This window comes from Nonomuraea sp. N2-4H, from assembly GCF_045291505.1.
GTDB classification, from domain to species: Bacteria; Actinomycetota; Actinomycetes; order Streptosporangiales; family Streptosporangiaceae; genus Nonomuraea; species Nonomuraea fastidiosa.
The window spans coordinates 550,546-577,031 of sequence record NZ_CP147987.1 but is presented as its reverse complement, the minus strand read 5'-3'; the positions used below and the strand labels follow the sequence as shown (position 1 = coordinate 577,031).

Annotated in this window: 18 protein-coding genes and 2 pseudogenes; 5 read left to right on the top strand and 15 right to left on the bottom strand. The window is 72.9% G+C overall.

Annotated elements, in window-relative coordinates; all coding sequences use genetic code 11:
• Positions 1-69: 69 nt before the first annotated feature.
• On the bottom strand, positions 70-609 hold the full coding sequence (locus tag WBK31_RS02655; protein WP_364058103.1) for a peptidase inhibitor family I36 protein: 540 nt from the start codon (positions 607-609) through the stop codon (positions 70-72).
• A gap of 182 nt (positions 610-791) precedes the next feature.
• Positions 792-1,829 (bottom strand): winged helix-turn-helix domain-containing protein, encoded by a 1,038-nt coding sequence (locus tag WBK31_RS02650; protein ID WP_364058106.1) that lies wholly within the window; start codon positions 1,827-1,829, stop codon positions 792-794.
• Between the two features lie 263 nt (positions 1,830-2,092).
• Here WBK31_RS02650 and WBK31_RS02645 point away from each other — a divergent pair, with 263 nt between their 5' ends.
• The 4 genes from WBK31_RS02645 to WBK31_RS02630 all read left to right on the top strand — a co-directional run bounded on the left by WBK31_RS02645 (position 2,093) and on the right by WBK31_RS02630 (position 6,264).
• A complete protein-coding gene (locus tag WBK31_RS02645) occupies positions 2,093-2,614 on the top strand; it encodes a PadR family transcriptional regulator (RefSeq protein WP_364058109.1) in 522 nt (173 codons plus the stop codon).
• Positions 2,611-3,351 (top strand): ABC transporter ATP-binding protein, encoded by a 741-nt coding sequence (locus tag WBK31_RS02640; RefSeq protein WP_378784815.1) that lies wholly within the window; start codon positions 2,611-2,613, stop codon positions 3,349-3,351. Before WBK31_RS02645 ends, WBK31_RS02640 begins: the two co-directional genes overlap by 4 nt.
• A 131-nt stretch (positions 3,352-3,482) precedes the next feature.
• A complete protein-coding gene (locus WBK31_RS02635) occupies positions 3,483-5,243 on the top strand; it encodes an FtsX-like permease family protein (RefSeq protein WP_406674277.1) in 1,761 nt (586 codons plus the stop codon).
• A gap of 124 nt (positions 5,244-5,367) precedes the next feature.
• Entirely contained in the window at positions 5,368-6,264 is an 897-nt protein-coding gene (locus WBK31_RS02630; protein WP_364058118.1) for an ADP-ribosylglycohydrolase family protein, read from the top strand.
• Between the two features lie 9 nt (positions 6,265-6,273).
• On the opposite strand, the gene WBK31_RS02625 is transcribed toward WBK31_RS02630, so the two are convergent.
• From WBK31_RS02625 to WBK31_RS02575, 11 genes and pseudogenes are all read right to left on the bottom strand, one after another.
• Positions 6,274-6,681 (bottom strand): spore-associated protein A, encoded by a 408-nt coding sequence (locus tag WBK31_RS02625; RefSeq protein WP_364058121.1) that lies wholly within the window; start codon positions 6,679-6,681, stop codon positions 6,274-6,276.
• A gap of 162 nt (positions 6,682-6,843) precedes the next feature.
• Positions 6,844-9,426, bottom strand: a complete 2,583-nt coding sequence (locus WBK31_RS02620) for an FtsX-like permease family protein (protein WP_406674276.1) — start codon at positions 9,424-9,426, stop codon at positions 6,844-6,846.
• Positions 9,423-12,446, bottom strand: coding sequence for an ABC transporter permease (locus WBK31_RS02615; protein ID WP_406674275.1), 3,024 nt, complete (start codon positions 12,444-12,446; stop codon positions 9,423-9,425). Before WBK31_RS02615 ends, WBK31_RS02620 begins: the two co-directional genes overlap by 4 nt.
• Before the next feature lie 245 nt (positions 12,447-12,691).
• Positions 12,692-12,940, bottom strand: coding sequence for a hypothetical protein (locus tag WBK31_RS02610; protein WP_364058130.1), 249 nt, complete (start codon positions 12,938-12,940; stop codon positions 12,692-12,694).
• Between the two features lie 33 nt (positions 12,941-12,973).
• Positions 12,974-15,760 carry an AfsR/SARP family transcriptional regulator gene (locus tag WBK31_RS02605; RefSeq protein ID WP_406674274.1) on the bottom strand — a complete coding sequence of 929 codons (2,787 nt, stop codon included), beginning with the start codon at positions 15,758-15,760 and terminating at the stop codon, positions 12,974-12,976.
• Positions 15,761-15,850: 90 nt separating this feature from the next.
• Positions 15,851-16,942, bottom strand: coding sequence for a mandelate racemase/muconate lactonizing enzyme family protein (locus WBK31_RS02600; protein WP_364058136.1), 1,092 nt, complete (start codon positions 16,940-16,942; stop codon positions 15,851-15,853).
• Positions 16,939-18,336 (bottom strand): glycoside hydrolase family 5 protein, encoded by a 1,398-nt coding sequence (locus WBK31_RS02595; protein ID WP_378784823.1) that lies wholly within the window; start codon positions 18,334-18,336, stop codon positions 16,939-16,941. The genes WBK31_RS02600 and WBK31_RS02595 overlap by 4 nt, the downstream gene beginning before the upstream one ends.
• 29 nt (positions 18,337-18,365) lie before the next feature.
• Positions 18,366-19,238, bottom strand: a complete 873-nt coding sequence (locus WBK31_RS02590; protein ID WP_378784824.1) for a carbohydrate ABC transporter permease — start codon at positions 19,236-19,238, stop codon at positions 18,366-18,368.
• Positions 19,238-20,125 carry a carbohydrate ABC transporter permease gene (locus WBK31_RS02585; RefSeq protein ID WP_378784825.1) on the bottom strand — a complete coding sequence of 296 codons (888 nt, stop codon included), beginning with the start codon at positions 20,123-20,125 and terminating at the stop codon, positions 19,238-19,240. The genes WBK31_RS02590 and WBK31_RS02585 overlap by 1 nt, the downstream gene beginning before the upstream one ends.
• Before the next feature lie 4 nt (positions 20,126-20,129).
• Positions 20,130-20,927, bottom strand: a pseudogene (locus WBK31_RS02580) (extracellular solute-binding protein); the annotation flags it as partial.
• A 73-nt stretch (positions 20,928-21,000) separates the two neighbouring features.
• Positions 21,001-21,408: pseudogene (locus tag WBK31_RS02575) on the bottom strand (extracellular solute-binding protein); the annotation flags it as partial.
• Between the two features lie 234 nt (positions 21,409-21,642).
• On the opposite strand from WBK31_RS02575, the gene WBK31_RS02570 reads away from it, so the two are divergent.
• Positions 21,643-22,656: a LacI family DNA-binding transcriptional regulator gene (locus WBK31_RS02570; protein WP_406674273.1), complete on the top strand. Its 1,014-nt coding sequence runs from the start codon at positions 21,643-21,645 to the stop codon at positions 22,654-22,656.
• Between the two features lie 72 nt (positions 22,657-22,728).
• Here WBK31_RS02570 and WBK31_RS02565 read toward each other — a convergent pair whose 3' ends face one another.
• The gene (locus WBK31_RS02565) at positions 22,729-25,854 is read right to left on the bottom strand and encodes an ATP-binding protein (RefSeq protein WP_406674272.1); all 3,126 of its coding nucleotides are present in this window, start codon (positions 25,852-25,854) and stop codon (positions 22,729-22,731) included.
• Positions 25,851-26,486 (bottom strand): hypothetical protein, encoded by a 636-nt coding sequence (locus tag WBK31_RS02560; protein WP_364058156.1) that lies wholly within the window; start codon positions 26,484-26,486, stop codon positions 25,851-25,853. Before WBK31_RS02560 ends, WBK31_RS02565 begins: the two co-directional genes overlap by 4 nt.

Below are 26,486 nucleotides of genomic sequence, written 5' to 3'. Positions count from 1 at the left end.
AGCCCAGCGTGAAACGGCGGCGGGCGGACACGGGAACCCCGCATCCGCCCGCCTGGCCCGTTCAGGCCGTCAGCAGACCACCCAGTAGCGGGCGCTCCAGCGGCTGCCGACGCCGGTGTCGCTGATCCTGCTCGGCGCCATGCTCGCGTTCAAAACCTGCCGCGCGGAATTGAGCAGAACCGTTTGCGTGCCGGTCGTCTGGTTGTTGTGAATGGATCCGACGGTGGAGTTGAACGGCGAACCCAAAGTGACCGTCCCGCACGCCCACCGCGATAACCGGCTGCCGTTGAAATTGGTGTCCGACCAGAGGCAGGCGTATTCGTACGAGCAGTTCGCGGTGCCCAGCGGAGTGACGGGCTCGTTGACCGAGCGGGCCTTCGCCTCGCCCGGCAGCGGCAGGGTGAGGATCATCGCGCCGTCCTCGTACGCGATCTCGTTGATGCCGATCTGCTTGCCGCCGCCGTAGTCCTTGAGGTGCTTGTCCACCTCGGCCTGTAGCTCCTTCTTCTGCGACTCGGTGAGCTGGATCTCCGGCGGGGCGGCGGCCCGCGGCTGCGCGGCGGCGCTGCCGGCGAGCATGGTGGCGGCGAGCATGACGGCCGTTCCCATCGTGGCGATGATGCGTCCCCAGCGAATCACTGTAAAACCCTTTCTTCCGCGTGCGCCCGTGCATTTCCCGGGCCTCGTGAGAAGTGTGTGATCCGCGCGCGACCGGCGTCGATCTCTTTCGGCCGCCGCCGAAAGTGCGGTGCCTTTATCGCGCGGGGCGTGCCGTCTTTTCCGCGGATTTCTCAGTACGAAGTGCGGGCGGCCGCTTCGGCGTGCGGCGGCCCGGTGAGCGCCGTGCCGAGCCCGGTCGCGTGGTGGAGCATCAGGTTGGCCTGGCGGACGCTGGCGATGAGCCCGGCCCTGCGCAGCACGTGGGCGTGCTCGCTCGCCGTGCTGACGGAGACGCCGACGTCGCGGGCCAGCTCGCTGGTGGTGCAGCCCGGGGCGTGCGCGATCCGGCTGAGGATCTCCGCCCGCGTCCTGCCCAGGAGCGCCACCAGGTCCCGGCTCGCGACGTCGTCCGGCATGGCCCTGCGGGGGATCGGGAAGACCAGCACGGGCGGCAGCGCCGGGTCCACCAGCGTGACCGGGTTCGCCCGGCCGAAATAGGTGGGGATCAGCGTCAGGCCGCGCCCGCGCAGGTGCACCTCCCTGCCCGCCCCCGCCGGGTAGTCGACTTCCAGCACGGGAGGGCGCCAGCGCATCGCCGGCGCGAGCCCGGCGAGCAGCTGTTCCGCGCCGCCGGAGACCAGGTGACGGTGCATGATGGCGCGTTCCGCCGCCAGCGCCCGGTCGGCCGCCGCCCAATGCGGAGCGAGCACGGCCCGGCAGTACGCCGTCACGACCCGCCCGAGCCGCTGCAACGTCCGCTGATCGCCGCGTGCCAGCTCTTCGAGATCGGCCGAGGCCACGCCGGCGCTGCGGCGCAGCAGCTCCATGTCGTGCCGCACGCGCTTTGTCGGGGTGTCCAGCAACGCCTCGATGGCCAGGTCGTCGCCCGCCTGCGCCTGGATCGGAGTGAGGAAGTCGGGGAAGTACGGGCCCCGTGGCACGAGCGGAAGCAGCAGGTGGCGCACCGACGGCAGCAGGCCGTACTGCTTGAGCCGGACCCGCGCCTGACGGCGCCACGACGCGAGCGTCTGGTCGCCGTCGCGGGCCTGCAGGCGGTGCAGGCTGCCCACCATCTCCCATAACAGGTCGGTACGGGTCGCGATGCGGGTGAGCGCGAGATCGTCCGCGGTGAACACGATGCGCAGCACGTTCTTGGCATGGCCGACCATCAATCCCCCTTGTCCGCCGTGGCCCTCGTGCTCCCCCTGGATGCGTGGGCCGGCCACGGGCGCGCGTCTGACGATCGGAGTATCACTCGATCACGAGGGCCGGGGAATCTTCGATCCCCTACAAGTAGGGCATCAGGCGGCCACAATGCGGACCGGCCGCTTCAGGCGGAGGGCCGACGACGGGCAGCGCCGATCACCGTACGGGACGCTTTGACACCTTCATAGGTAACCGCTATCTATTTGGCTAACCGTTAGGGGGTGGCATGCAGGACGCGGTGCTGGCGCTGCTCGCCAAGGAGCCGTCGCACGGCTACGAGTTGCACGCCCGGCTGCGCCGCAGCCTGGGCCCGCTCGGCGAGGCGATGAACCGGGGCCAGATCTACGTGACGCTGGCCCGGCTGGAGAAGGCAGGGCTCGTCGTCTGCGAGCGCGCCGACGGCCTGCCCGACCGGCCCGAGCGCAAGGTCTACGCGCTCACGCCCGCCGGGCAGCAGCGGGTGGCCGCCTGGCTGGCCGAGGTGGGCTGGCCGAAGCCGGACCTCGCCGAGTTCCATCTCAAGCTGGCCGCCGCCGCGGCGGCCCGGCTGGCCGACCCGGTGGAGCTGATCGCGGCGCAGCGCCGCGAGCTGCTGCGCCGCCTGCGCGAGACGCAGCAGGCGGCGCTCGCCGAGCCGCCGGAGTCGGGCGCCGCCCTGCTGCTGGAGGGGGTCGTGCTGCGGTTGCAGGCGGACCTGCGCTGGCTCGACGCCTGCGAACGAGCCTGGACCCGTACGGAGGACGCATGATCGCGGTGCAGGCCCGTGGCCTGGTGAAGACGCACGGCCAGGGGCGGAGCCGGGTCCGCGCGGTGGACGAGGTCGATCTGGAGGTGCCCGAGGGGCAGACGCTGGCCGTCATGGGGCCGAGCGGCTGCGGGAAGTCCACCCTGCTGCACTTGCTCGGCGGCCTCGAACGGCCGAGCGGCGGCGAGGTGTGGGTGGCGGGGCAGCGCATCGACACGCTGAGCGAGCGGGCCCTGGCCCGCCTGCGGCGGCGCTCCGTCGGCTTCGTCTTCCAGGCGTTCCACCTGGTGGAGGAGCTGTCGGCGGCGGAGAACGTGGAGCTGCCCGCGCTGCTGGCCGGGCGTTCGCCCCGGCAGGCCAGGCGGCGGGCGTCCGAGCTGCTGGAGCGGGTGGGGCTCGCCGAGCGTGCCAGGCATCTGCCGTCGGAGCTGTCGGGCGGGCAGCGCCAGCGGGTCGCCATCGCCCGCGCGCTGGTCAACGAGCCTCGGGTCGTCCTCGCCGACGAGCCGACGGGGAATCTCGACAGCGCGGCGACCAACGACATCCTGCGCGTCTTCGAGGACCTGCGGCGCTCCGGTCAGACCCTTGTGATCGTCACCCACGACGAACGGGTGGCGGCCACCGCCGACCGGCTGATCATGATGCGCGACGGCATGTTCGTCGGCGACACGGTCATGGCGGGCACGGGCGGCGGCGGATGGTTGTCCGGGCTGGGCGGCCACATCGGGCTGGAGGGCTGAGCACCGTGGGCTCCCTTGACGCCTCCAGGCAGGCCCGGCGGGCTCATCGGGCTGGAGAGCCGAGCGCCGTGGGCTCCGACCGCACCGGGGGACTGAGCGCAGCCGGATCTCTCGCCCTTCTCGTGCGGCTGGTGCGTGCCGATCTGCGCCGGCATCGCGTTCAGGGCGTGCTGCTGCTGATCGCGGTGGCCGTGGCCGCGGCGACGCTGGCCGTGGGGGTGTCCCTGCCCGACGTCAGCGACTCGCTGTACGCGCAGACGCGCGCCGCCACCGCAGGCCCCGACGTGGTGGTGCTGTCCGGCGACACGGGCCCCGCCGTGTCCTCGGCGCTGGCCTCCCTGACGGAGGATCCGCGTGTCGTCGCCCATCGGGGCCCGTACCGCGTCGTCTACGCCGATCTCATCGCGCGCGACGGGATCGCGTCCCCGGTCGTGGTGCACGCCATCGGCGAGCGGCCCGCACCGGTCGAGCGGCCGATGGTGACCTCGGGCCGGTGGGTAAGCCCAGGCGGCGTGGTGCTCGAACGCGGCTTCGCCACCGCGCTCGGCGTCGGCCCCGGCGACGAGGTCACGATCGCCAGCCGGACGTACCCCGTCGTGGGGATCGCCGTCACGGCGGCCACCTCGATCTACCCGTGGGCGGCGCAGATCGGCCCAGGCGGAGGTCCCAGCGACTACAGCGGCCTGGCCTGGCTGACCACGTCCGACGCGCGCACCCTCGCTCGGTCCGGCGACCTGCCGGTGACCACCGCCGTGGACCTCAAGCTGCGCGATCCCGCCACCGCCGACACCTTCCGCGACGCCCACCACGAGCTCGACGGGATCAGGGTGAACTTCCACTCCTGGCAGTTCAAGGCCCGGCACGACAAGACCATCCTCAGGAACGCCCAGCCGATCCTGGTGCTCGGCGGCTGGCTGCTCGACCTGCTGGCCGTCACCGGCGTGGCCGCGCTGGCCGCCGGGCGGGCCGCCGAGCAGACCCGCAGGGCAGGTCTGCTCAAGGCCGTCGGCGCCACGCCCGGCCTGATCGCGATCGTCCTGCTCGCCGAATACCTGGTGCCGGCGCTGGCCGGGAACGCGCTCGGACTGGTGACCGCCCGGCTGGCCATGCCCGCCATCGCCAGCCCCACCGCCAGCCGTATCGGCGACGTCTCACTGACCGGCACCGCCGTGGTCGCGGCGACGCTGCTGGCCGTCGCGGTGGCGGTGCTGTCCACGCTGCGTCCCACGTTGCACGCCATGCGTACGGCGACGGTCACGGCACTGGGCGCCGGCGTCCGCAGGCCGGCGCACCGGCCCTGGCTGACCAGGCTGTCCGCGCTGCTGCCCACGCCGCTGCTCCTCGGACTGCGGCTGACCGCCCGCAGACCGGGCCGCGCCGTGCTGCAGGCGTGCGCCACCGCCGTCACCGTGATCACGCTGGTCGCCCTGCTGGCCCTGCACGCCCAGCACGACCGCGGCTACGGCCTGGGCGGCTCGCAGGCCCTGCCGAACCTGCGCGGCGAGCACGACCGCGCGCTGCTGCTCGCCGTCACCGTGCTGATCGTGGCCCTGGCCGTGGTGAACACGCTGATCCTCACCTGGACCACCGCCATGGACGCCCGGCTGAACCTGGCCATCGCCCAGGCCGTCGGCGCCACCCCCGGGCAGGTCGCCGCCGGGCTGTCCGTCGCCCAGCTCCTGCCGGCGCTGTCCGGCGCGCTCGCGGGTGTTCCGCTGGGCGCTGTGCTGCTGTCGCTGTTCGCCGCGCGCAACGCCGCGGCGCCGCCCATGCCGGGGCTGCTCGGGGTGGCGGTGGCGACCGTCCTGGTGACGGCGGCGCTCGTCGCCCTGCCCGCGCGGCTGGCGGCCCGCCGCCCCGTGGCCCCGACGCTCACCGCCGAAGCGGCCTAAGCGGCGGGGTGGAGTAAGCGGCGGGACCGGCAGGCGACGCGACCAGCGGCGCAGCGAGATCAGCGGCGCGGCCCTCAGCGCCGGGGGCGGTGCGATCGGAGCCGCGTGCACCAGAATGGGGGCGATGTCAGATCAGCTCCTCGCGCGGGCCGCCGCCTCGCTCCACGGCCTGGCGCTCGGCGACGCCTTCGGCTCGCAGTTCTTCGTCCCCGCCAACCGCGATCATCTGTCCGCGCGTTCGCTGCCGCCCGCTCCGTGGCAGTGGACGGACGACACCGAGATGGCCTGCTCGATCTACCGGGTGCTCGCCGATCACGGCGGCATCGACCAGGACGAGCTGGCGGCGAGCTTCGCCGCCCGCCACGACTTCGATCGAGGCTACGGCCCGTCCACGAACCGGATGCTCCGGCTGGTACGCGAGGGCGGCGACTGGCGTGAACTGTCGGCGGGGCTGTTCGACGGGAAGGGCTCGTGGGGCAACGGCGCCGCGATGCGGGTGGCGCCGCTCGGCGCGTGGTTCGCCGGTGACGCGGCGGAGGCCGCCCGGCAGGCCGAGCTGTCGGCGCGGGTCACCCACACCCATCCCGAGGCGGTGGCGGGCGCCGTGGCCGTCGCGGTGGCGGCGGCGGTGACCGCCGCGGATCCCGGCCTGCCCGCGGGGCCGTTCCTCGACCGGGTCGCCGAGCACGTGCCGCCCGGCATGGTCCGTGACGGCATCACCGAGGCCAGGCGGCTGCTCACGATCGGCGACCCCGCACTGGCCGCCGGTGCGCTCGGCAACGGGCGGCAGGTGGCGGCGCACGACACGGTGCCGTTCACGCTGTGGGTGGCCGCCCGGCACCGCGACGACTTCGAGACGGCCATGTGGACCACGGCGGTGGCGGGCGGCGACGTCGACACCACGTGCGCCATCGTCGGCGGCATCGTAGCCGCCGGCCCGCAGGCGCACCTGCCACGGCAGTGGCGGGTGCGCTGCGAGCCGCTGCCCGGCTGGGCCGCCGCCCCGCCGCTCACCTTCTAGGCGACCGGGTCACTTCCCGCAGTGCTCGAGCTTCGAGGTGTACTTCTTCTTGCCGTAGTCGCCGCCCCACTGGACGCAGTAGCCCTTGGCCTTGAGCTTGACCGGCCCGGCGTAGGTGGTGAAGTAGCCGGAGTCCACCACGTAATTCTGGCGCTCACGGCGGATGATCGCCTTGAGGAAGACCTTCTTCTTGCTGGGCTTGTTGCGCCAGGTCACCACACAGTTGGTCGTGCCGTTGTAGAGCAGGTAGACGGTGGCGCCGCCCAGGGGCTGGCGGTCGATCACGTGGTACTTGCCGCCGCCGCAGGCGGCGATGGGCGACGAGGCGGCCTGCGCCGGGGCGCTCGTGAGGAGGGATCCGGCGAGGGCCGCCGCGCTGGTGAGCGCGAGCACGCCTGCCCTGGTGAAGATGCGCATAAAAGCCGTTCCTAACGATGGACGTCGGTGAGTGGTGGCCTCCCGCCGTGCTGCGCGGCGAGGCGCGCGATCATGATGATCGTTCACACACGTGTGCGGCAACTTATGCACCTTTGCTACCTATGTCAACCTGAGTAAAACGCATCCCTCGATCCCCGGCAGTCACTCGCCGCCCACGCGCAGCGCGGCGTCGAGGTTGCGGCGGCGGGTCAGGGTGGCGTGCGCGTACGACCCGGCCAGCGCGCACAGCGCCAGCCCGGCCGCCAGCGCCAACGGCGTGAGCAGCCCGGGCGCGTGGCCGGTGACGGGCAGGCCGCCGGCGAAGACGGACACGTCCACTCCTGGCCCCAGCGCGGCCGGCAGGATCATGCCCAGCGCCACGCCGACGGGCGCGGTGATGAGGACGACGGGCAGCAGCTCCAGCAGGACCAGCCACCGGGCCTGCCGGTCGGACAGCCCGAGCGTGCGCAGCAGCGAGATCGTCCGCGTCCGCCCCTCGGCGCCGGCGACGAGCGACATGACGATGGCGACCAGCGCGTACGCCCCCAGCGCCACCGTCACCACCACCATCGTCGTGCGGACGGTCGCGGTGAGCGGGTCGGCCTGGATGTCGCGCAGCGCCGCCGCCTGTGTCTCCACGGTGGCCGATGGGACGAGCCGGGCCAGCTCGGCGGGCGCGATGTCGCCCTTGATCAGCAGCGTGTTGGCGGCGGGCCAGGGCAGCACCTCCCACGGCAGGAGGATGAACTGCCCGCTGGAGTAGAACCCGGGCACGGAGTCGATCACGCCCCGGCCGTTCACCGGCGCCTCCGACAGCCACGTGAGGTCGAAGGCGCCGCGCTGTCCCAGCGCGGGCGAGAGCAGCGCGGACGTGGCGCCGGACAGCGCGGGCGGGGTGATGGGCGCGCCTTCGGTGACCCTGCGCCAGGCGTCGAGTTGCACGGCGACGGTGTACGGCTGCTCGCCGGTGTCCGGGATCTGGGCGCGGCCGGTGAGCGCGAGGGCCACCTCGTCGACGCCGGGCGCCCGGCGTACCCGCTCGATCACGTCGGCCGGGATGTCCTCGATCGACGTCACCTTGATCGGCGCGCCCACCTTCTGCCAGGACGCCAGAAGCTGCGTGGTGGTGATCCCCTCGTGGGTCACGGCGGCGAACACCGACAGGCTCAGCGCGGGCAGCAGGATCAGCACCGGCAGCGCGCCGGTGAACCGCTGCCGCGCCGCCCTGGCCAGCCCCAGGAACGGCACGGCCGAGCGCCCTTTGGCGGCCAGCCGGACGACGAGCCGCAGCGGATAAGGGTGGCACCGCAACGTGATCAGCGCGGCGGCGAGCGTCAGCGCGACCGGGATCAGCAGCAGGTACGGGTCCTGCTGCGCGGTGCCGGACGGCCCGCGGGCGCGCAGCGCGTACGCACCCGCCAGCGCGAGCACGACGACCAGCGCCTCCACCGTGACGCGCCGCGCCGAGGGCCGGACGGTGGCGAGGTCGGCGCGGCGCTCCCGCAGCGGGGCGCGGTGGGCCAGCGCCACGCGGGTCCCGGCGAAGGCCACCGCGGCGACGACCACGACCGCCGGGCCGATGTGCACGATCGGCAGCGCGGGTCCCGCCGGCAGGAACGACAGGCCGTACCCGGCGAGGGCGGCGGGGACCACGGTGAGCGCGGTCAGCCCGGCCCCCGCGGCCACCACCTGCCACAGCGCGGCCCCGCGTGCCCTGGCCAGGGCGAGCGTGCGCTCCAGGCGGTCGGTCAGCAGCCGGACGGCCAGCGCGATCACGCCGAGCGCGACCGCGAACAGCCCGCCGAGCACCAGGTACAGGACGGTCTGCGCGGCCGACAGCGCGGTCATGAAGGCGTCGATGAGCTGCGGCAGCCCGCTGACGAGGCGGTAGCTGATGGTGCCGTCGCCCTGGACGTCCACCTGCCGGTGGAAGTCGGCGACCGCGGGCGGGATGCCGGGCGCATCGAGGGCGTTCGCGCCCCATGGGTCGAGCGGCAGGATCCAGCGGTAGGTGAGCGTGCGGGTCCTGTCGCTCAGCGCGGCCAGCCCGGCGTCCGACATCAGCGTGGTGGTGTGCAGCTCCTCCGGCCCGTCCATGGGGACGACCCTGGTGACGTGGAGCATGTCCGCGTCGTGGCCCCAGGCGGGGTCGGCCGGGTTCGCGGCCCGGTAGACGCCGACGATGCGCACGGCCGTGGAGACGCTCGCGCCGAGCAGCCGCATCTGCCCGACGCGCAGCCCCATCCTGGCCTCGGCCTCCTCGGCGATGCCCACCTCGATGACGGGGATCGCCGAGCCCATGTACCGCATGGACGAGGGCGCGCCGGGCGCGCGGCCCCGCACCCACGTCACGCGCCGGTCGGCGTCGGACAGCCAGCCGAGGTTGACGAACTCGCGAATATCGCCGGTGCCGTCGGCGGGCGTGCGGAAGGTCTTGGCGCTGATATGGCCGCCGGGCGCGACAAGCGGGCGCAGCGCGGCCGGTATGAGCCCGCGCCAGCGCCGTCCGGCGGCCTCGAACTCGGCGCGCGAGTGCATCTCCCCGGCGGGCAGCGCGGGAGCGCCGGTGACGACCAGGTCGGTACGCGCCACTCCGGCCGTGGCCAGCGACCGGCGCAGCGCCTCGTCGTACGACGCCTGCATGGTCCTCGGCAGGCCGGACACGAGCAGGCAGGCGACCGCCGCCAGCACGGCGAGCAGCGCCACGGTGCCCGCGTGCGCGCGTACGCCCAGGGGGATACTCACCGCTCCTCCAAGCTCTGCCCTCGCCACATGCGCCGGGCCAGCCCGGCGACGATCACCGCAAGCGCCGCCGTCACCAGGGCGAGCATCACGGCCACGGACGGCCACGGGAGCCGGAACAGCACGGCGGGCTCGACCGCCGCCGCCTGCCCGGACAGGACGATCCGCGGGACGACCAGGTTCCCGACGGCCACGGCGAGCGCGGTGCCGGACACGAGCGACAGCCCGACGACGAACGCCTGCTCGGTGGCGAGCATGCCGAGCATCTGACCGGGCCCGGTGCCGAGCGCCCGCAGCACGGCGAACTCGGCCCGGCGTTCGCGCGCGGCTACCACGGCGTTCACCAGGAAGCCGAGCACCGCGAAGCCGAGCGCCGCGGCGAACCCCAGCGTCAGACCGCCGTGCAGCGCCCCGACCAGCGGATCGCCGCGCAGCCGCGCGGCCAGTTCGTGCCGGTCGACGGCGCCGGCGTCCCATTGGGGGTTGCGGCGGAGCACCTCTTCGGCGGGCGCGGAGTCGGGGGTGGCGAGCCACCATTCGGTGGCGGGGCGGGACGGCAGCGCCGCGGCCAGCTCGTACGCGTGCAGCGACTCCCAGTCGGCGAGCACCGCCTGCTGCCCGGGTTCGCCGGTGGGCATGCTCGCCACGATGCCCGCCACCTTGATCCGCATGACGTTCCCCGCGAAGCGCACGGACCCGTCCTGCCCCTCGCGGAGCTTGAGCGTGGCGGCGAGGCCGGGCGTGAGTACCACGGGCAGCGGGCCCGGCGCGAAGCGGTCGGCTCCGAAGGCGGTCACGCCCTGCGGGTTCGTCGCGGCCGAGGTGACGGGGACATCCGTGCCGTCCGCGCTCAGCCCGGCCAGCCGCAGGCCCGCCTGCTCGTCGCCGGCCAGGCCGCGTACGGACAGCGGATAGGTGATCTCGCCGGAGCGGCCCGCCAGCGCCGCCAGATCGAGCCGCACCATGTTGACGCCTTCACGCAGCTCGCCGAGCGGCAGGTCGTGCCAGGTGCCGAGCGCGTCCGACAGCACGAGCCTGCCGGTCGCGGCGGCCGGAGACTCCACCCGCACGGTGAGGGCGCGCGGCCTGCCGGGCAGCTCCAGGCGGCCGGCCCGCTCGCCCTTGATCGCGGCGGCGAGCTGCGGGACCGTACGCGACGACAGGTCGGGACGCAGGTGGAACACCTGGGGCAGCCGGTCGGCGTCCAGGGCGAGCAGCAGCGCGCTCTCACCGCCCACGTCGGTCTGCGCGCGGAAGGCCGGCGAGGCGGCGGTGATGCCGGGCAGCCCCGCGAACGCCGTGCCCCGGCCGAGCACGCCCAGCTCGGGCGCCTCGTACGGGCCCGGCAGGCGCAGGTCGGCACCCGCCCGGTGATCGGCCTGGTCACGGTGCGAGTCCCGCCAGGTGGCGGTGGTGGCCATGGAGACGACGCCGACCGCGATGGCCAGCGTCAGCAGCAGCGCCGGGCCCGCGTACCTGAGCGGACGCCTGCTGACCTGCCAGGAGCCGAGCGCGGCGGGGAGGGTGGCGCGGCGCGCGGTGATCCGCTCGGCCAGCCGCGACACGCGCGGCACCAGCCGCAGCCCCAGCAGGCCGCCCGCGAGCAGGGCGAGCGCGGGGCCGGAGATGATCAGCGGGTCGATGCCGAGCCCGCCCGCCGCCGTCGCGGTGACCGGCCCGCCGTAGCGCTGGAGCTGCCAGATCGCCAGCGCGGCCGCCGCGAGCAGCGCGATGTCGCCGCCCGCGCCGTGGATCAGCGCGCGCCGCAGGCCGCGCCCGCGCGCCGACTGCTCCTGCACGTACGTGCGCCGCCCGCCGGCCACCGACGGCAGCGCGAGCAGCACGGCAGCGGCCAGCGCCGCCCCGGACGAGACGAGGTACGCGCCCGCGTCCGGCGCCACCGGCGGGGACGCCATCCCGGGCAGCAGCCCGATCAGCGCGATCAGCGGCGGCCCGAGCAGCGGCGCCACCACCGCGCACGGGAGCGCGATCAGCAGGGCCTCGCCGCCCGCCAGCGCCACGAGCCTGCCCGTGCCCGCGCCGCGCGAGCGCAGCAGCGCCGTCTCCATGCGGCGGTGGTCGGCCAGCAGCCGCGCGGTGAGCACCAGCGCGTACCCGGCGAGCAGCAGCAGTTGCAGCATGGAGATCAGCAGGACGGAGCGGGTCACCAGGGACGCGCTGTCGAGCTGGGTGAGCAGCGCGGGCAGCTCCGTGGCGGCCAGGCAGCTCACGCAGCCGCCCGCCATGAGCCTGGCGCCGATCCCCTCGGCGGCCGCCGCCAGGGGGCGCAGCCGCTCGGAGGTGAGCGCGCCGAAGTCCGGCTCGGCCGCCCACACCGCCCTGACGCTGGTGGCGAAGCCCGCGACGAACGTCTCCCGCGTCACCATCAACGGCCCGTACGTGGTGTACTCGCCGCGCTCCACGCCCCGGCTCAGCAGCTCCTCGCCCGCCCACCGCTCGCTCACCGGGTCGTCGAGCCGGAAGACGCCGACGACGCGGACCTTGACCGGCTTGCCGTCGCTCCTGGCCTTCGTGACGAACTCCGCGCCGCTTGCGAACCCGGTCGCGGTGGCGGCCGGCTCCGAGATGACCGCCTCCACGCTCTCCCCGCCGGTTCGCGGCCACCTGCCGGTGACCAGCCGGGCGTGCCGGTCGAGCCCGTCGTGGCTGCCGAAGCGCAGCAGCCCCGGCAGGTCCGCGTCCTCCTGGCCGGGCATGACGTACGAGTCGGAGCGCAGGCTGGTGGTGACGGCCGGGGGTGCGCCGAAGGCGGCGGCCAGCTCGTCGCGGACGAGCCGGTCGTACCGGGGGAATGTGGTGGCGTCGACCTGGGCGGTGACGGTGACGCTCGTCTGGCGGTAGGAGGCGTCCTGTACGGCGCGGCGCACGCCCGGCCCGGCGATGGCGACGGCGTACATGATCATCGCCACCAGCGTGGTCGTCGCCAGGAGGATCGCCCCGAACGCGCCGAGCAGGAGCAGCGGCTCGTCCAGGGCCCGCTTCACGACCAGCGGCGCCCGCATGTTCGGCCTCTCCTTCCCCGTTCCTCATAGACCTTCGGACGGGGCGGGGAACCGCGGCAAGAGTGATCGACCAGCTGATACGGGAAGGTGACCCGGGCCGTCTCGCGGCGGAAGCGGCCGGGTAGCCGTCATCGACCGCCGGAATGCGGAAACGTCAGGGTGCCGCACGCGCGGCAAGCGGCCCGTACGCACGGACGGCGCGGACGGGCCGCGGGCCTGCCGGGCTCAGGCGTTGCGCTCGCCGGTCAGCCGAGCTCCTTGCGCCCTTTCTCCGTGAGCGTCGCCATGTGCACCGCCAGGCCGAACGTGGTGAAGCCCGACCTCGCCGCCTTCGTGAACTCGGCGATCACCTGGTCGGGCGGGTAGTCGTCGACGAGGAAGTCGTAGGCCGCGTCTCCGTGGTCGCGGATGGCGGCGAGAACCGTCTTGGTGGTCAGCTCGGGGTTTCCCACGTTCTCCTCCAGCGGGCTCCTCCTGTGGTCGCCTCGCACCACGGTCGCACCGGACGGCGGAGCCCGCCATCCACCTCAGAGCTGGTTTTTGATCACCTCGGGTGTGTCCGGCACCGGCTTCGCGAGGTAGCGGGCCTCCTCGGAGGGGGTGAGCAGCCGGGCCTCGCGCAGGATCTTCAGCGACTCCCGCCAGGACTCCCTCGCCTCCTCAAGACGGCCGAGGTCGTGCAGGGTGTGGCCGTACCACCAGTGGGACACGGCGAGCCCCATGGCGTAGCCCGCCTCGCGCTGCAGCCTGATCCCCTCCCGGTACTCCTCGGCCGCCTCCTCCAGCAGCCCGTGCGCCCGCAGGCAGTCGGCGAGGGCGTCGTGGCCGATGCCGAGACCGCCGGCGCCGCTCTCCTCCTTGAGCGTCGCCAGACCGCGCCGCGCCTCGTCCACGGCCTCCGCGGTCCTGCCCTGCCGGTAGTAGACCTGCGCCCGGTTGTTGCGGACGTACGCCTCGTGCAGGGTGCGCCCCGTGCGCCGGGTGACCTCGATGGCGCTCCCCAGCGCGGCGAGCGCGGCGTCGTAGCGCCCCATCTGTGTGTAGGTGATGCCGAGATCGTTGAAGATGCCCGCCGTCGTGTCGGGCAGCCCCGCCCGGTCGCAGCAGTCCAGCGCCTCCTCCAGGCAGCGGACCGCCTCCTGGAGATGCCCGAGCTGCTGGTGGATGGCGGCGAGCTCCTGCAGCAGGTTGCTCTGCACCTTCCAGTCCCCCTCCTGACGAGCCTGCCGCAGCACCTCCTCCCCCACCTCCAGGGCCTCGGCGAACCATCCCCTGCGGTCGAACAGCCACAGCAGGTGATAGCCGAGCCCGGCCGCCGAGCGGTCGGCAAGCCGCGTCGCCTGGCGCACCGCGGCCAGGAGATTGTCGCGTTCCCTGTCCAGCCAGGCGTTGGCGTCCTGCAGCGTGGGCAGCTCCTCGCCCGCCTGCTCCGGGGTGAACAGGACGGTGGTCGAGTGGTCGTTCATCAGGTCGTTGGCCCGCTGCGCGGTGGCCAGGTAGTGCTGCAGCATGCGGCCGGCCGCGCTCTTCCGCTCCTCGCCGGGGATGTCCTGCTCGCGCGCGTACAGGCCGACCAGGTCGTGCAGGCGGTAGCGGTCGGGTCCGGCGCGTTCGAGCAGGCGGGCGTCCACCAGATGTTCCAGCGCGTCCTCCGCGCGGTGCTCCGGCCAGCCGGCCAGCGCGGCCGTGGCGGGCGGCGTGCACGCCGGCAGGTCCGCGTGCCCGAGCAGGCAGAGCAGGTGAGCAGCGTCCCGGCCCGCGGGCTCCTCGTGCAGCTGCTGGTGGCTGACCGCGAGGCTGGCACGCACCGCGAGGTCGGCGTACTCCAGCAGGTCGAGCCGCCGGGCGGCGTCGGCGAGCCGGACCGCGAGATGGGAGAGCGGGCGGTCGGGGCGGGCGGCCAGCCGGGCGGCCACGATGCGCAGCGCGAGCGGGAATCCGCCGCAGAGCCGGACGATCTCCCGCGCCGCCTCGGGCTCGGCCTCCACGCGGTCCACGCCGACGATCCTGGCGAGCAGGGCGGCCGCGTCGGCGTCGCCGAGCCCGCCGAGGTGCAGGTGCCGGGCGCCGTCCAGGGTGGCGAGCGGATGCCGGCTGGTGATCAGGACGCGGCAGCGCGGCCCCGCGGGGATGAGCGGGCGGATCTGGCGTACGTGGCGGGCGTTGTCGAGGATGACCAGCAGGTTGCTCGCGGCGGTGAGCGAGCGGTAGCGGGCCGCCGCCTCCTCGGCGTCGGAGGGGATGGCGGCGCCGTCCAGGCCCAGGGAGCGCAGCAGGCGGCGAAGCGCCTGCGCCGGGTCGAGCGGGGCGAGCCTGTCGGTGGAGCCGTGCAGGTCGACGTAGATGACGCCGTCGGTGAACCGGTCGGCGACGAGATGGGCGACGTGGACGGCGAGCGCCGACTTGCCGATGCCGCCCGGCCCGTCGATCACCGTCACCGGGCTGTCGCTCAGCAGGTCGGCGCGCAGCCGCGCCACCTCGGCGGCCCGCGCCGTGAACGCCTGGACGTCGGCGGGCAGCTCGGCCGGCCTGACGTGCCAGGCCCGCCGCTCACCGGGCAGGTCCAGCTCGGGATCGCCGGCGAGCACGGCCTGGTGCAGCCGGCGTATGTCCTCGCCGGGCTCCAGCCCCAGCTCCTCGACCATGGCCTGGCGCAGGCGCCGGTAGACGTCGAGCGCCTCGGGTGCCCGCCCGTCGCGATAGAGGGCGAGCATGAGCCGGCCGGCCAGGCGCTCGCGCAGCGGATGCTCCCTGACGTGCGCGATGAGATCCACGGCCAGCGCCCGGTGGTCGCCGGTGGCCAGGCGCAGCTCGGCGTGGTCCTCCAGCACGCCGAGCCGCTCGGTCTCCAGCCGTTCGGCCTCGATCACCGCCCAGTGCGCGTCCAGCTCCGGCAGCGCCGGCCCGCGCCACAGCTCCAGCGCGCGGCGGAACAGCACGTCCGCGGTCGCCGCCGCGCCGTCCGCCCAGGCGGCGCGGGCCTGTTCCGCCAGGTGCGCGAAGGCGTGGACGTCCACGCGATCGCGCTCGACCGCGAGCCGGTAGCCGCCGGGGACGGTCTCGATGGCCTCCGCCGCGCCGTGGGCGGCCAGGGTCTCACGCAGCTTCGAGACCACGATGTGCAGCTGCTTGCCCGCGGTGGCGGCGGAACTGCTCGCCCACACGTCGGTGAGCAGCGACTCGGCGGCCACGGCCCGCCCCGCGTCGAGCGCGAGGCGTACCAGCACACCGACCCGCCGCCGCCCGGTGATCGCGACCGCCGTGCCGCCGGCCTCGACCACCAGCGGCCCGAGTAGTTTGATCTCCAGCCCCAACGAACGCTCCCGTCGCCAGCCGAGACCCGGCATTCTACGACCGGAGGACCCGTCCCCCGGCGGGAGCCGGCGGGAGCCGCCGCCCCGCCGTCACTCCCGTGACACGGCCTTGTCGGCGTCGCGGACGAAGGACGGCAGCAGCTCGACGCCCCAGCCCGGCGCGGTCGGAGCCGGTACGACGCCGCCGCTCACCTGTGGCATCGGCCCGTAGACGCCCTGAGTCCACGGGGTGGTCTCGATGCTCCACTCCTGCGGATGCACGCAGGCCGGCATCGCCGCGGCGAGGTGCAGGGTGAAGACGCGCAGCAGCGAGTCGTTCGCGCAGTGCGGGGTGCACGGGATCCCGGCCGCCTCGGCGAGCACGGCGACCTTGCGGGCCCGCGAGACGCCGCCGATGTAGCCGATGTCGGGCTGCACGATGTCCACGGAGCGCATGGCGATCATGCGGTTGAACTGCGGCAGCGAGAAGTCCTGCTCGCCGCCGGAGACCGCGATGTCCAGGGCCGCGGCGACCTGCGCGGTCGCTTCGAGGTCGGGGAACGGGCAGGGCTCTTCGAAGTGGAAGTAGCCGTGCTCCTCCAGCATCCGCCCGACCCTGATCGCCCTGGGCACGGAGAACCCGCCGTTGGCGTCGGCCGACAGGTCCACGTCGGGGCCGAGCGCGTCGCGCAGATGACCGATGATGCGCTCGGTACGCCCGGGCGCGGCGTCCACGTCGCGGCCCATCGCCTCCCCCACCCGGATCTTGACCGCGCGGAAGCCCTGCTCGGCGATGAGCTCGCCGAGCCGCTCCGCCTCGTCCTCGGGGGTGATCTCGCGGGACATGCTGGAGGCGTACATGGGGACGGACGTCCTGGCGTGCCCGCCGAGCAGCTGCGCCACCGGACGGCCGGCCGCCTTGCCCATGATGTCCCACAGCGCCGTCTCCACCCCGGCGACGGCGCGGTGCAGGAAGCTGCTCGGGAACTTGTAGTGGCGGCGCAGGCACGCGTCCACCAGCGCCTCGGCGTCCCACGGGTCGCGGCCCAGGAACATCGGCGCCACCATGCGGTGCAGCACGCAGACCGTGGTGCCCGCCTCGTACGGCGCGGTCTGCCCGATGCCCTCAAGGCCGTCGTCGGTGCGGACCCGGACGACGGCGAGCGGCCCCCGGGTGAGGGTCTCGATCTCGGTGATCTTCACAGGTGCTTCCTCAGCGTCTCGACGAGCGGAGTGCGTACCGCGCACCGGTCGAACCTGAACGAGTCGGCCAGCTCACGCGCCCGGCCGGCGTCGATGCCGGCGAAGAGCGCGGCGAACTCGTCCACCATCGGCTCGGCCAGCAGGATGTGCCGCACCAGCACGTGGATCCACTGCCGCTGACCGAACGGCGGAGGGTCGAAATGCGGGAACTCCTCGGCCACGGTCTTCTCGATCGGCTCCAGGAGGTGGCGGACGCCGGTGTCCACGCCGCCCCACACGTCCACGCCCAGGCGGGCCTTCTTCTCCAGGATCGGGTCGATCGTGCGCACGTACGGGGAGTCGGCGGCGGCGTGCACCACGCCCTGCAGCCCGATGTCCTTGTACGTCCACAGGCTCCAGCCCGCGCCGTGGGCGTCGTAGATGTCGAGCTGGTCGGCCAGGACGCGGTAGCGCGCGGCGTCCAGCGCCGGGTCGCCGCCGTACCGCGTGCTGTAGACGGGGCCGAACTCCCCCACCCAGATCGGGGTGCCGGTGCGCCGCATGTACGCGGCACGTTCCAGGAATCGCGCCTCCAGGTAGTCGCGGTCGACGTACCGGCCGCGCGAGATGCCCGGGTAGTCGCCGCTGTCGGCGAAGCCGGCCAGCGCGTAGTCGTGCACGGTGTAGACGGTGCCGGGCAGCGGGTCGGCGAACTGCTCGAAGTCGGTGGCGTGCCGGTCGCCGTCCAGGAAGAGGACGTGAGCGGGATCGACGGCGCGGATCGCGGCGTGCAGCCGCTCGTAGAACGGGCCGATCCGCTCGCCGGACGGGTCGGCGGGCTCGTTGAGCGGGTTGTACCCGGCGACCCACGGGTTGTCGCGGTAGCGGTCGGCCAGCGCCTCCCACAGGTGCACGACCCGGTCCTGGAAGTGCCGGTGCGTCCAGAACAGCGACCGGTGGGTGGGGTTGTCGCTGTGCCAGCGCTGGTTGTGGTAGCCGGGCGCGGCGTGCAGGTCGAGCACGGTGTACAGGCCGTGGCGGGCGCACGTCTCGATCACCCGGTCGAGCAGCAGGAAGCCCTCCTCCTTGAGCCGCATCGGCCGGTCGTCGTCCTCGAAGTGCCGGTAGTTGAACGGCACCCGGACGCTGTTCATGCCGAGCTCGGCCAGGAAGCGCGCGTCGTCGTCGGTGAAGAACACCTCCAGGAAGCGCTCGAAGAAGGCGTCGTACACCTCCTGCCCGAGCACCCGGCGCAGCGCGGCCCGCTGCAGCTCCTCCGTCGAGGGGTAGCCGGTGATGAAGTTCTCCATGTTCATCCAGCCGCCGAGCCCGACGCCGCGCAGGCGGACCGTCTCTCCGGTCGCGGTCGCCAATCGGTCGCCGTCGATGTGCAGCCTTACGGACTCGTCGTGCATGGTGAAGCGATCTCTCCTTGGAAGATGGGTCATTTGCCGAAACCGGCCGTGAGGCCGCGCACCAGGTGGCGGCGTCCCAGCACGTACGCGACGAGCATGGGAAGCGTGGACAGCACCACCGCGGCCAGCACCGCGGGGACGTCCACGGTGAACTCGCCCTGGAACGCCCACAGCGCCATCGGCAGGACGCGCAGGTCGGGGCTCTGGGTGAGGATGAGGGGGAACAGGAAGCCGTTCCAGACGTGCAGGGCATCGTAGATGCCGACCGTGACCAGGGCAGGGCGGGCGAGCGGCAGCACCAGCCGCCACAGCATGCCCCAGTCGGTGGCCCCGTCCATCCGCATCGACTCGAACAACCCTCTGGGGATGTCGCGGATGAAGTTCGCCAGGATCAGCACCGTGATCGGGATCGCGAAGCCGATGGACGGCAGGATCAGCGCGAGCAGGCTGTCGTACAGATGCAGCCGGGTGATCATGTAGTAGAGCGGGATGATCGTGGCGTGCACGGGGATCGCCAGGCCCAGCAGGAAGACCGAGAAGCTCATGCGGGCGAGACGGCCCTCGCCGCGCACCACCCCGTACGCGGCCATCAGCGACAGCCCGACCGTCACCACGACCGAGGCGACCGTGATGACGACGCTGTTGAGGAAGTACCGCCCGAAGCCGCTCTGCAGCACCAGCGCGTAGTTGCCGAACGTGATCTCGTCGGGCGGGGCGAGCGGGTTGCCGTCGAAGAAGCCGGTCTGGCTGCGCAGGCTGGAGATCACCACGTAGTAGATGGGGACGATGATCACGGCCAGCCAGACGAGGCCGCCGATGCCGGCGCCGATGTTGGGCAGCCGCCGCACCTTGACCCGGGTTCGCGGGCGGCGGCGGGCGATCGTCGTGGTGGTGACGGCCATCAGAGCCCTTCCTGCTGGCTGCGCATGCGGACGAAGCCGGTGTACTTGGTCAGCGAGAAGGCCAGCGCGAGCCCGGTCACGACCAGGATCACCGCGAGCACGCTGGCCTTGCCCATGTCGTTGGCGGAGAAGCCGGTGAGGTACATGTCGAGCGGGAGCAGCCGCGTGGCGTTGCCGGGACCGCCGCCGGTGAGGACGAACACCACGTCGAAGTAGGTCAGCGAGCCGGTGACCATGAGGGTGGACGACGTGATGATCGTGTTGCGGAGCTGCGGCAGCGTGATGTAGCGGAACTGCTTGACCCGCCCGGCCCCGTCGATGTCGGCGGCCTCGTACAGCGAGGCCGGGATCTGCCGGACGGCCGCCTGGTAGAGCAGGGTGTGGAAGGGCACGAACTGCCAGGCGATCACGAAGATCACCACGTACAGCACGAGGTCGGGGTCACCCAGCCAGTCCAGGCTCAGGAAGCCGAGCCCCGGCACGCCGCCCAGCCCGAAGTTCGGGTCGAGCACGGCCTTGAACGCGATGGCCACCGCCGCCGACGAGAGCAGCAGCGGGAGGAAGTACAGCACGGCGAGCACGGCGCGGTAGCGCTGCGTCCCGGCGGTGAAGACGCCGAGCAGCAGGCTGATCGGCGTCTGCACCACCCACGAGAACACCATGATCTTCACGGTGAGGACGAGCGCGTTGCCGGTCACGGGGTCGCCGAGCACCTCGGTCCAGTTGCCGAACCCCTCCCACGAGATCTCGCCGAGGCCGTCCCAGCGCGTCAGGCTGAGGATCACCGCGCCGCCCAGCGGGACCACCGCGAACACCACGAACATCGCCAGCGCCGGCAGGGTCAGCAGCCCGCTGCGGGTGCGGGCACGGGTAGCGGACACGTGCATCGCCTCAGCCGCTGATCGTGGCGTTCATGGTGGTGGCGAACTGCTCGGGCGTGATCTCCTCGAGGAAGACCTGCTGCAGCGTGGTGAGCAGCTTGTCGCCGGCCTCGGGCGCGAGCGCCTGGTCCAGGCTGAGCTGGAAGTTCGGCGCCTTCTTCGCCACCTCGTAGATCATCGAGTAGTACGCCGGGTCGTCCGACTTCGCGATGGCGTCCTCTGCGCCCTCCACCGGCGGGACGTTGCCGACCGCCAGCAGGTCGGCGGCGTACTTGTCGTTCAGCAGGTCGTTCTTGATGTACTCGCGGGCCGCCTGCTTCTGCTCGGGGGTCGCCGCCGACGAGATCGACCAGAAGTTGCTCGGGTTGCCCACCACGTTCGCCGGGTCGCCCTTGCCGCCTTCCACGGCCGGGAAGGGGACGTAGCCGAGCTTGCCGTCGCTGATGAACTTCGGGTTCGCGGTCTTGATCGTCTGGTACGTCGCGGGCAGGCCGAGCGTCATGGCGGCCTTGCCGGTGTAGAGCAGGGCCACGTCGGCGCCGCTGTCGGTGGAGATCGAGGAGAAGCCCTTGACGAAGCCGCCCGCCTTGACCAGCTCCTGGATCTTCGTGGTGGCCTCGGTCACCGCCGGGTCGGACCAGGCGTTCGGCTTGCCCGCCGTGATGTCGTTCATGACGCGGGGGCCGCCGATGCGGTCGATCAGGTACGCGAGCCACGGCAGCAGCGGCCACTTGGCCTGGCCGCTGACGGTGAACGGCGCGATGCCCGCCGCGTTGAACTTCGGCACCAGAGCCATCAGCTCGTTCCACGTCTTCGGGGGCTGCGCCGATCTTGGCGAACAGGTCCTTGTTGTAGTAGATCACCACGGGCTTGACGCCGTTGTTCGGCAGCGCGTACGTCTTGCCGTCCACCTTGCCGACCGCGGCGATCGAGGGCAGGAAGCGCTTCTTGACCGCGGGGTCCTCGGCGAGGTCGCTGATGTCCTCGACCGCACCGGCGGCCACGTACGACGTGAGCACGCCGCCGCCCCAGCCGTAGATCAGCGTGGGCGCCTGCTTCGCGCCGACGGCCGTCCTGATCTTCTGCTTGTACGGGTCGTTCGCGAACTCCTGGATGGCGAACTTCTGCCCGGGGTGTGCGGCGTTCCATGAGCCGAACGAGTTCTGGAACGCCTTGGCGGTGACGCCGCTGATGATCCACGCGGAAGGGCCTCCCGCGTCGCCGCCCGCCGCCGAGGCGGTGCCGGCCTGCCGTGGACCGGATGTCCCGCACGCGGCGACGCCGGTCATCAGCACGGCGAGCGCCATCGCGAGCAGTGGCCTGGGGGAACCGACCGCTGTCTTCATGTCCTTCACCTTCCTGGCACCTTCCTGCGCACCACACGGAGACGCGGCTCCCTGGCGCGACACCGCACAGCGCCGGTCTTGCTGCGGTTAGTCCGGCTTAGTCCGACATCGTGCAGCCCTGCTCAGACCGATGTCAATCGTTATCGATAACGTTTTATATGCGCTAGGATCGGCGGCGTGAACAATGGCCGGGTAACGATCCGCGACGTGGCAGAGCATGCCGGTGTGTCGGTCGCGACGGTGTCGAAAGTGCTCAACGACCGGCACGGCGTATCGGCGGCCACCGTCGATCGCGTGCGCGCGGTCATCGCCGAGCTGGGCTACGAGTCCAGCCTCGTGGCCCGCAGCCTGCGCAACCAGCGGACCAACGTGATCGGCATCCTGGTCTGGGACATCGAGCCGTTCAGCGCCGAGCTGCTCAAGGGCGCCGCCCGCGCGATCAGGGGCACCGCCTACGAGCTCGTCGTCTACGCGGGCGGCGGCAAGGGCTCGGGCCGGGTCGGCTGGGAGCGGCGCTATCTGTCACGGCTGTCCGGCACCCTCATCGACGGCGCGGTGCTGGTCACGCCCACGGTGCTCGACGTCGACGGCGGCGCCCCCGTCGTGGCGGTCGATCCGCACAGCGGGCGCGAGACCGTCCCGACCGTCGACGCCGACAACCTCCAGGGCGGCAGGCTCGCCACCGAACACCTCATCGGCCTCGGCCACCGCCGCATCGGCTTCCTCGGCAGGCCGCCGCGCGACCTCGAGTCCGGCCCGCTGCGCGAGGAGGGCTACCGCTCGGCGCTCGCCGACGCCGGCATCCCGGCCGACCCGGCGCTGGTGCGCGTCGCCGACTACGACGAGAACGACGCCCGCACCACCGTCCGCGAGCTGCTCAGCCTGCCCGACCGGCCGACCGCCGTCTTCGCGGCCAACGACATGTCGGCCATCGCCACCATGGAGGTCGCCGCGTCCATGGGCCTGCGGGTGCCCGAAGACCTCTCGGTGGTCGGCTTCGACAACGTCCCCGAGAGCGTGATGAGCGAGCCCGCGCTCACCACCGTCGAGCAGCCGATCCAGATGATGGGGCGGCTGGCCGTCGAGATCCTGCTGGAGATGCTGGCCGGACGCGAGCCCGCGCAGCGCCACGTCCGCCTCCCCACCCGCCTCATCCCCCGCGCCTCCAGCGCCCCGCCGCCTGGCCGCTGAACGCCGGCGAAGCGCCGCCCGCAGGCCCCGCCGGACGTCCTGGCGACCGCTCAGCCGGACGGCCCCGCCCCGTCAGCGGGACGCCCGCTCGATGATCTCCTGTTCGGTGAGAGGGTCGGCGGGATGGTGGCTCAGGCACTGCCGCGCCCGGATGAGGACCTCGGGGACGCCCTCGCTCGCGGCGTAGAACTGCCCCGTCTCCAGCCGCCCGACGCGGTCCGCGCGGCCGCCCCGGGCTCTGGCCAGCCCTTTGACCACCTCGATCTGCGTGGGGCTGTTGATGCGGCCGATGAACTGCGTCGTGGCGTTGCCGGCGATGTGGTTGTGCAGGCCGCGCGGCGTCTGGGTGGCGAAGACGAGGCCCAGGCCGTACTTGCGCGCCTGCGAGGCCAGGGTGAGCGTGCTGGCCAGCGCCTCGGTCTTCGGCACCGCCGGTACGAACGTCTGCGCCTCGTCCATGACGTACAGCGCCTTGAGCGGGGTGTCCCGGGCGGGATCGCGTTTGATCCAGGAGAACAGCGCCATCTGGAGCCGGCTGACGAAGCCCGGCCTCGCCTCGTCGCTGAGACCGGCGAGGCTGATGACGGAGACGCGGGCCCGCTTGCCCTCCGAGGGGGTCAGCAACTGCTCCGGGTCCACCGGCTCGCCCCGGCCCGCGAAGAGCGGATCGTTGATCGTCGCGGCGGTGAGGAGCTGCCCCAGCTCGGCGGCGATCTGATCGGCGCGGTCGATCTGGCTGACCTCCAGCGGCAGGGCGGCGAGGAGCCTGAGGAACGCGGCGAAGTCGCCGCCGCCCGAGCGGGCGAAGTGGTCCAGCGCCTGGCGGAGGATCGCCTTCCCCTTGCGCGCCTTGGCGCTCGCCCCGTCCACGTTCGCCCTGGGCGCGAGCGCCTCGACGGCGAGGCCGAGGGCGGAGTCCAGCTCGTCGCGGTCGTCCAGCACCGGCGTGAAGTCGGGGAGCGGCTGGAAGGCCAGCGGGCGCCCGCGCGAGCGTCCGGGGGTCCAGATCACCACCTCGGTGCCGGCGAAATAGCGCGCCGCCTTGCCGGCGTCCTCATCGCCCCAGCCGGGAGGCGGGCTGGGCCACGGGTCACCCAGCCTGGCCAGGTCGTTGTTGGAGTCGAGCACGATCGACGACACCCCGAGCAGCGCGCACTCCTCGATGAGCCGCCGCAGGAACACGGTCTTGCCGGAGCCCGACCCGGCGAACACGGCCGTGTGACGGGTGAGCGTGCTCAGCTTGATCTCCAGGTCCGCGCCGCTGTCCAGGCGCCTGCCCACCGTGATGGCCGCGGCGCGGCCGCCCGCCGTCTCCCGCGCCTCGCCTGCCGGTTGACCGGGTTCCGCGGTCGCAGGCTGCGCCGCCGGCGGCCCGAACAGGCTGGTGAACAGCTCGGTGCGGCCGGCCGGGCGGCGGGCGCGCAGCCAGCTTTCGAACTCCGGGTCCCCGTCGGCGGCCATCTGCCGCAGGGCCTCGAAGACACGCAGATCGTCGCCCCGCACCGTGACCGAGCGCCCGCCCCACTCCTTGAGCTGCGCCAGGCGGGCCTGCGTGGCCGGGCCGTCCGACCAGGCGAGGTTGCGGAGCACGACGAAGCAGCGGTCGGGCGTGTCCGGGCCGAGGCCGGAGGCGGCGATGCCGTCGTTCAGCCGTTTGAGTGCGGCGATGTGATGCGGCGCCCCGATCATCCGGAACGTCCAGTGCCGCTGTTCCTCCGACTCCGGGTCCAGCGCCTGCCGCAACCTCGCGTGCAGGCTGGGGCGGCGGCCCGGCAGCGGATCGACGGAGAAGGCCTCGCCCGCCTCGCCCTGCTCCTTGATCCAGGCGTCGAGAGCGGCGGCCAGCAGGGGCGGCGCGAGTTCGTCTTCCTTGTCCGCGTCGAACGGACTCTCCCCGTCGGCCCGTTCGCGCAGGTCGGCGAAGCGTGTGTCGAGCCGGGCCAGGTTCGTCTCCGGCACGGCGGGAGCGGTCTCGGCGACGGTCACCGTCGCGGGGGCCGGTTCTTCCCGGTCGAAACGTTCCAGCGGGCGCACCTGGCCATCGGCCCGGCAGGCCGCGATGTGCGTGCTGATGAGGCGGAGGAGCGTCCTCGGCGTGTGACCGGGGGCCGTCGCGAACGCCTCGGGGGCGATGGGCCACGTCGGTGCGGGCGGCGTGACGCCCGCCTGCGCGAAGGCCACCGCGAACCTCCGCTCGACCAGGACCCGCGCGATGTCCGGGCTGGTGATCGTGGTGAGGATCAGCGAGGGACGGAACCGGTCCTGTGCCGTGCCGATGGCCCGTTTCCTGATCAGGTTCCACGACGAGGGCAGGCATGCCACCAGGCAGAGCGTTCGCTGCGTGGCGTGCACCAGGGCCATGAGGCCGCTCGCGATCTCGTCGATCACGTCCTTACGCGGTTCGGCGTCGGCCGGCGGCTCGGCGGCATCCGTACGGGAGTGCTCCAAAAGCGCGTCGATCTGGTCCACCGCGATGACGCTGGGACCGGTCAGCGCGAGGATCATCGACAGCTCGACCGCGATGTCGTGCGGCTTCTTGACGACGGGGCTCATGCCCCACGCCTTGCGATCGCCTTCCTCGGTCTCCTCGGTGGACGTCAGGTGGTCGTGGGCGACCTCGAGTGCCGGGCCGGACGCGGCGGCGTACAGGGCGAGCGCCCGGATGGTGTCGCGGCAGCGCAGCAACTGCCGGTTCCTGGCCACCAGGCCGTTCACCAGGGCGTCGAGGTCGGCGCGGCCGAGCCCGGACTCTTGCTCGATCGCCGCCTCGATCCGGTCGCCGACGCCGGCGAGCGCGGCCAGGGCGCGCAGGGCCGTCATCGCCTGGCTCGGAGCGTCCGGGCCCGCGGCCGAGCGTCCGAGGTCCTCGACCATCGCGCTCGTGGTGCGGTGCCAGAAGTCGTCGCCCGCGCTGAAGTCCACCAGGAAGAAGTAGCCGCCCGCCTGCGCGATCTTGCCTCTGACCCAGCCGAGGAAGTGAGTCTTGCCGGCTCCGCCCTCGCCCTGGATCACGACGCCGAGCGGGCTGGTACGGGTGGCGGCGGACGCCTCGTCGATGCCGTCGAGGACCAGTTGTTCCGCCCGCGGATGCATGCCGTCGACGTGGAAGGGAGGCGGGTTCCATGCGTGTTCCGCGGTCGTCGCCCAGTTGAGCACCCGGGAGATGGCGTGGAGCGCGCGTTCCTCGTTCTCGTTCATCGGGCCTCGATCGCCAGGAGGTGCTTGTCCACACCGCCTATGAGGACGGCGGCCCGCCTGTCCTCGTCGGTCAGGGTCTTCTGATCCGCCTCCGGGGCCAGGTGGACGCCCGGGGACTGCTCCAGCCGCCGGAGCGCGTCGTCGACCTCCTCGCGGGGAACGTCCTTCAGCCGGGCCCGGACGTGGGTCAGGAGCACCCAGTCCTGCGGTTCGCGGGCCAGGTTCCAGTAGGCGTCGCGGATCGCCTCGGTGAGATCGGACGAGGGCGCGGGCCCTTCCTCGCGGGCCTTGACGACGAACTCGGCCAGGCTCAGGTCGGTCGCGTCGAGATAGCCCTTGATCACGCGGAGCACCCCGTACAGGGTGCGGCCGAGCGATCCGCCGCGCTCGGGAGCCGAGCCCTCCAGCTCCGTCACGCACCACGCCCAGCCGTCGTCGGTGAGCGTGTGGTGGTAGGACCTGCCCAGCTTCTCGCTCGTGACGAGGCCGCACTCGTTCATCCGCAGCCGCGGCTTCCCGTCGAGGGCGTCACCGATATGAGCGCGAAGCTCCGGGTTCGACGCCGCCCCGCCGAGCGTCATCAGCCCCAGAAGCAAGGCCCGCTCCCGGGCTGCGAAGGCGGTGTTCTCCAT

Coding starts and splice junctions, on each gene's coding strand:
- WBK31_RS02655 (WP_364058103.1), bottom strand. CDS start 609: ATGGGAACGGCCGTCATGCTCGCCGCCACCATGCTCGCCGGCAGCGCC.
- WBK31_RS02560 (WP_364058156.1), bottom strand. CDS start 26,486: ATGGAGAACACCGCCTTCGCAGCCCGGGAGCGGGCCTTGCTTCTGGGG.
- WBK31_RS02565 (WP_406674272.1), bottom strand. CDS start 25,854: ATGAACGAGAACGAGGAACGCGCGCTCCACGCCATCTCCCGGGTGCTC.
- WBK31_RS02645 (WP_364058109.1), top strand. CDS start 2,093: ATGCAGGACGCGGTGCTGGCGCTGCTCGCCAAGGAGCCGTCGCACGGC.
- WBK31_RS02585 (WP_378784825.1), bottom strand. CDS start 20,125: ATGCACGTGTCCGCTACCCGTGCCCGCACCCGCAGCGGGCTGCTGACC.
- WBK31_RS02630 (WP_364058118.1), top strand. CDS start 5,368: ATGTCAGATCAGCTCCTCGCGCGGGCCGCCGCCTCGCTCCACGGCCTG.
- WBK31_RS02650 (WP_364058106.1), bottom strand. CDS start 1,829: ATGGTCGGCCATGCCAAGAACGTGCTGCGCATCGTGTTCACCGCGGAC.
- WBK31_RS02615 (WP_406674275.1), bottom strand. CDS start 12,446: ATGCGGGCGCCGCTGGTCGTGAAGCGGGCCCTGGACGAGCCGCTGCTC.
- WBK31_RS02625 (WP_364058121.1), bottom strand. CDS start 6,681: ATGCGCATCTTCACCAGGGCAGGCGTGCTCGCGCTCACCAGCGCGGCG.
- WBK31_RS02590 (WP_378784824.1), bottom strand. CDS start 19,238: ATGGCCGTCACCACCACGACGATCGCCCGCCGCCGCCCGCGAACCCGG.
- WBK31_RS02595 (WP_378784823.1), bottom strand. CDS start 18,336: ATGCACGACGAGTCCGTAAGGCTGCACATCGACGGCGACCGATTGGCG.
- WBK31_RS02640 (WP_378784815.1), top strand. CDS start 2,611: ATGATCGCGGTGCAGGCCCGTGGCCTGGTGAAGACGCACGGCCAGGGG.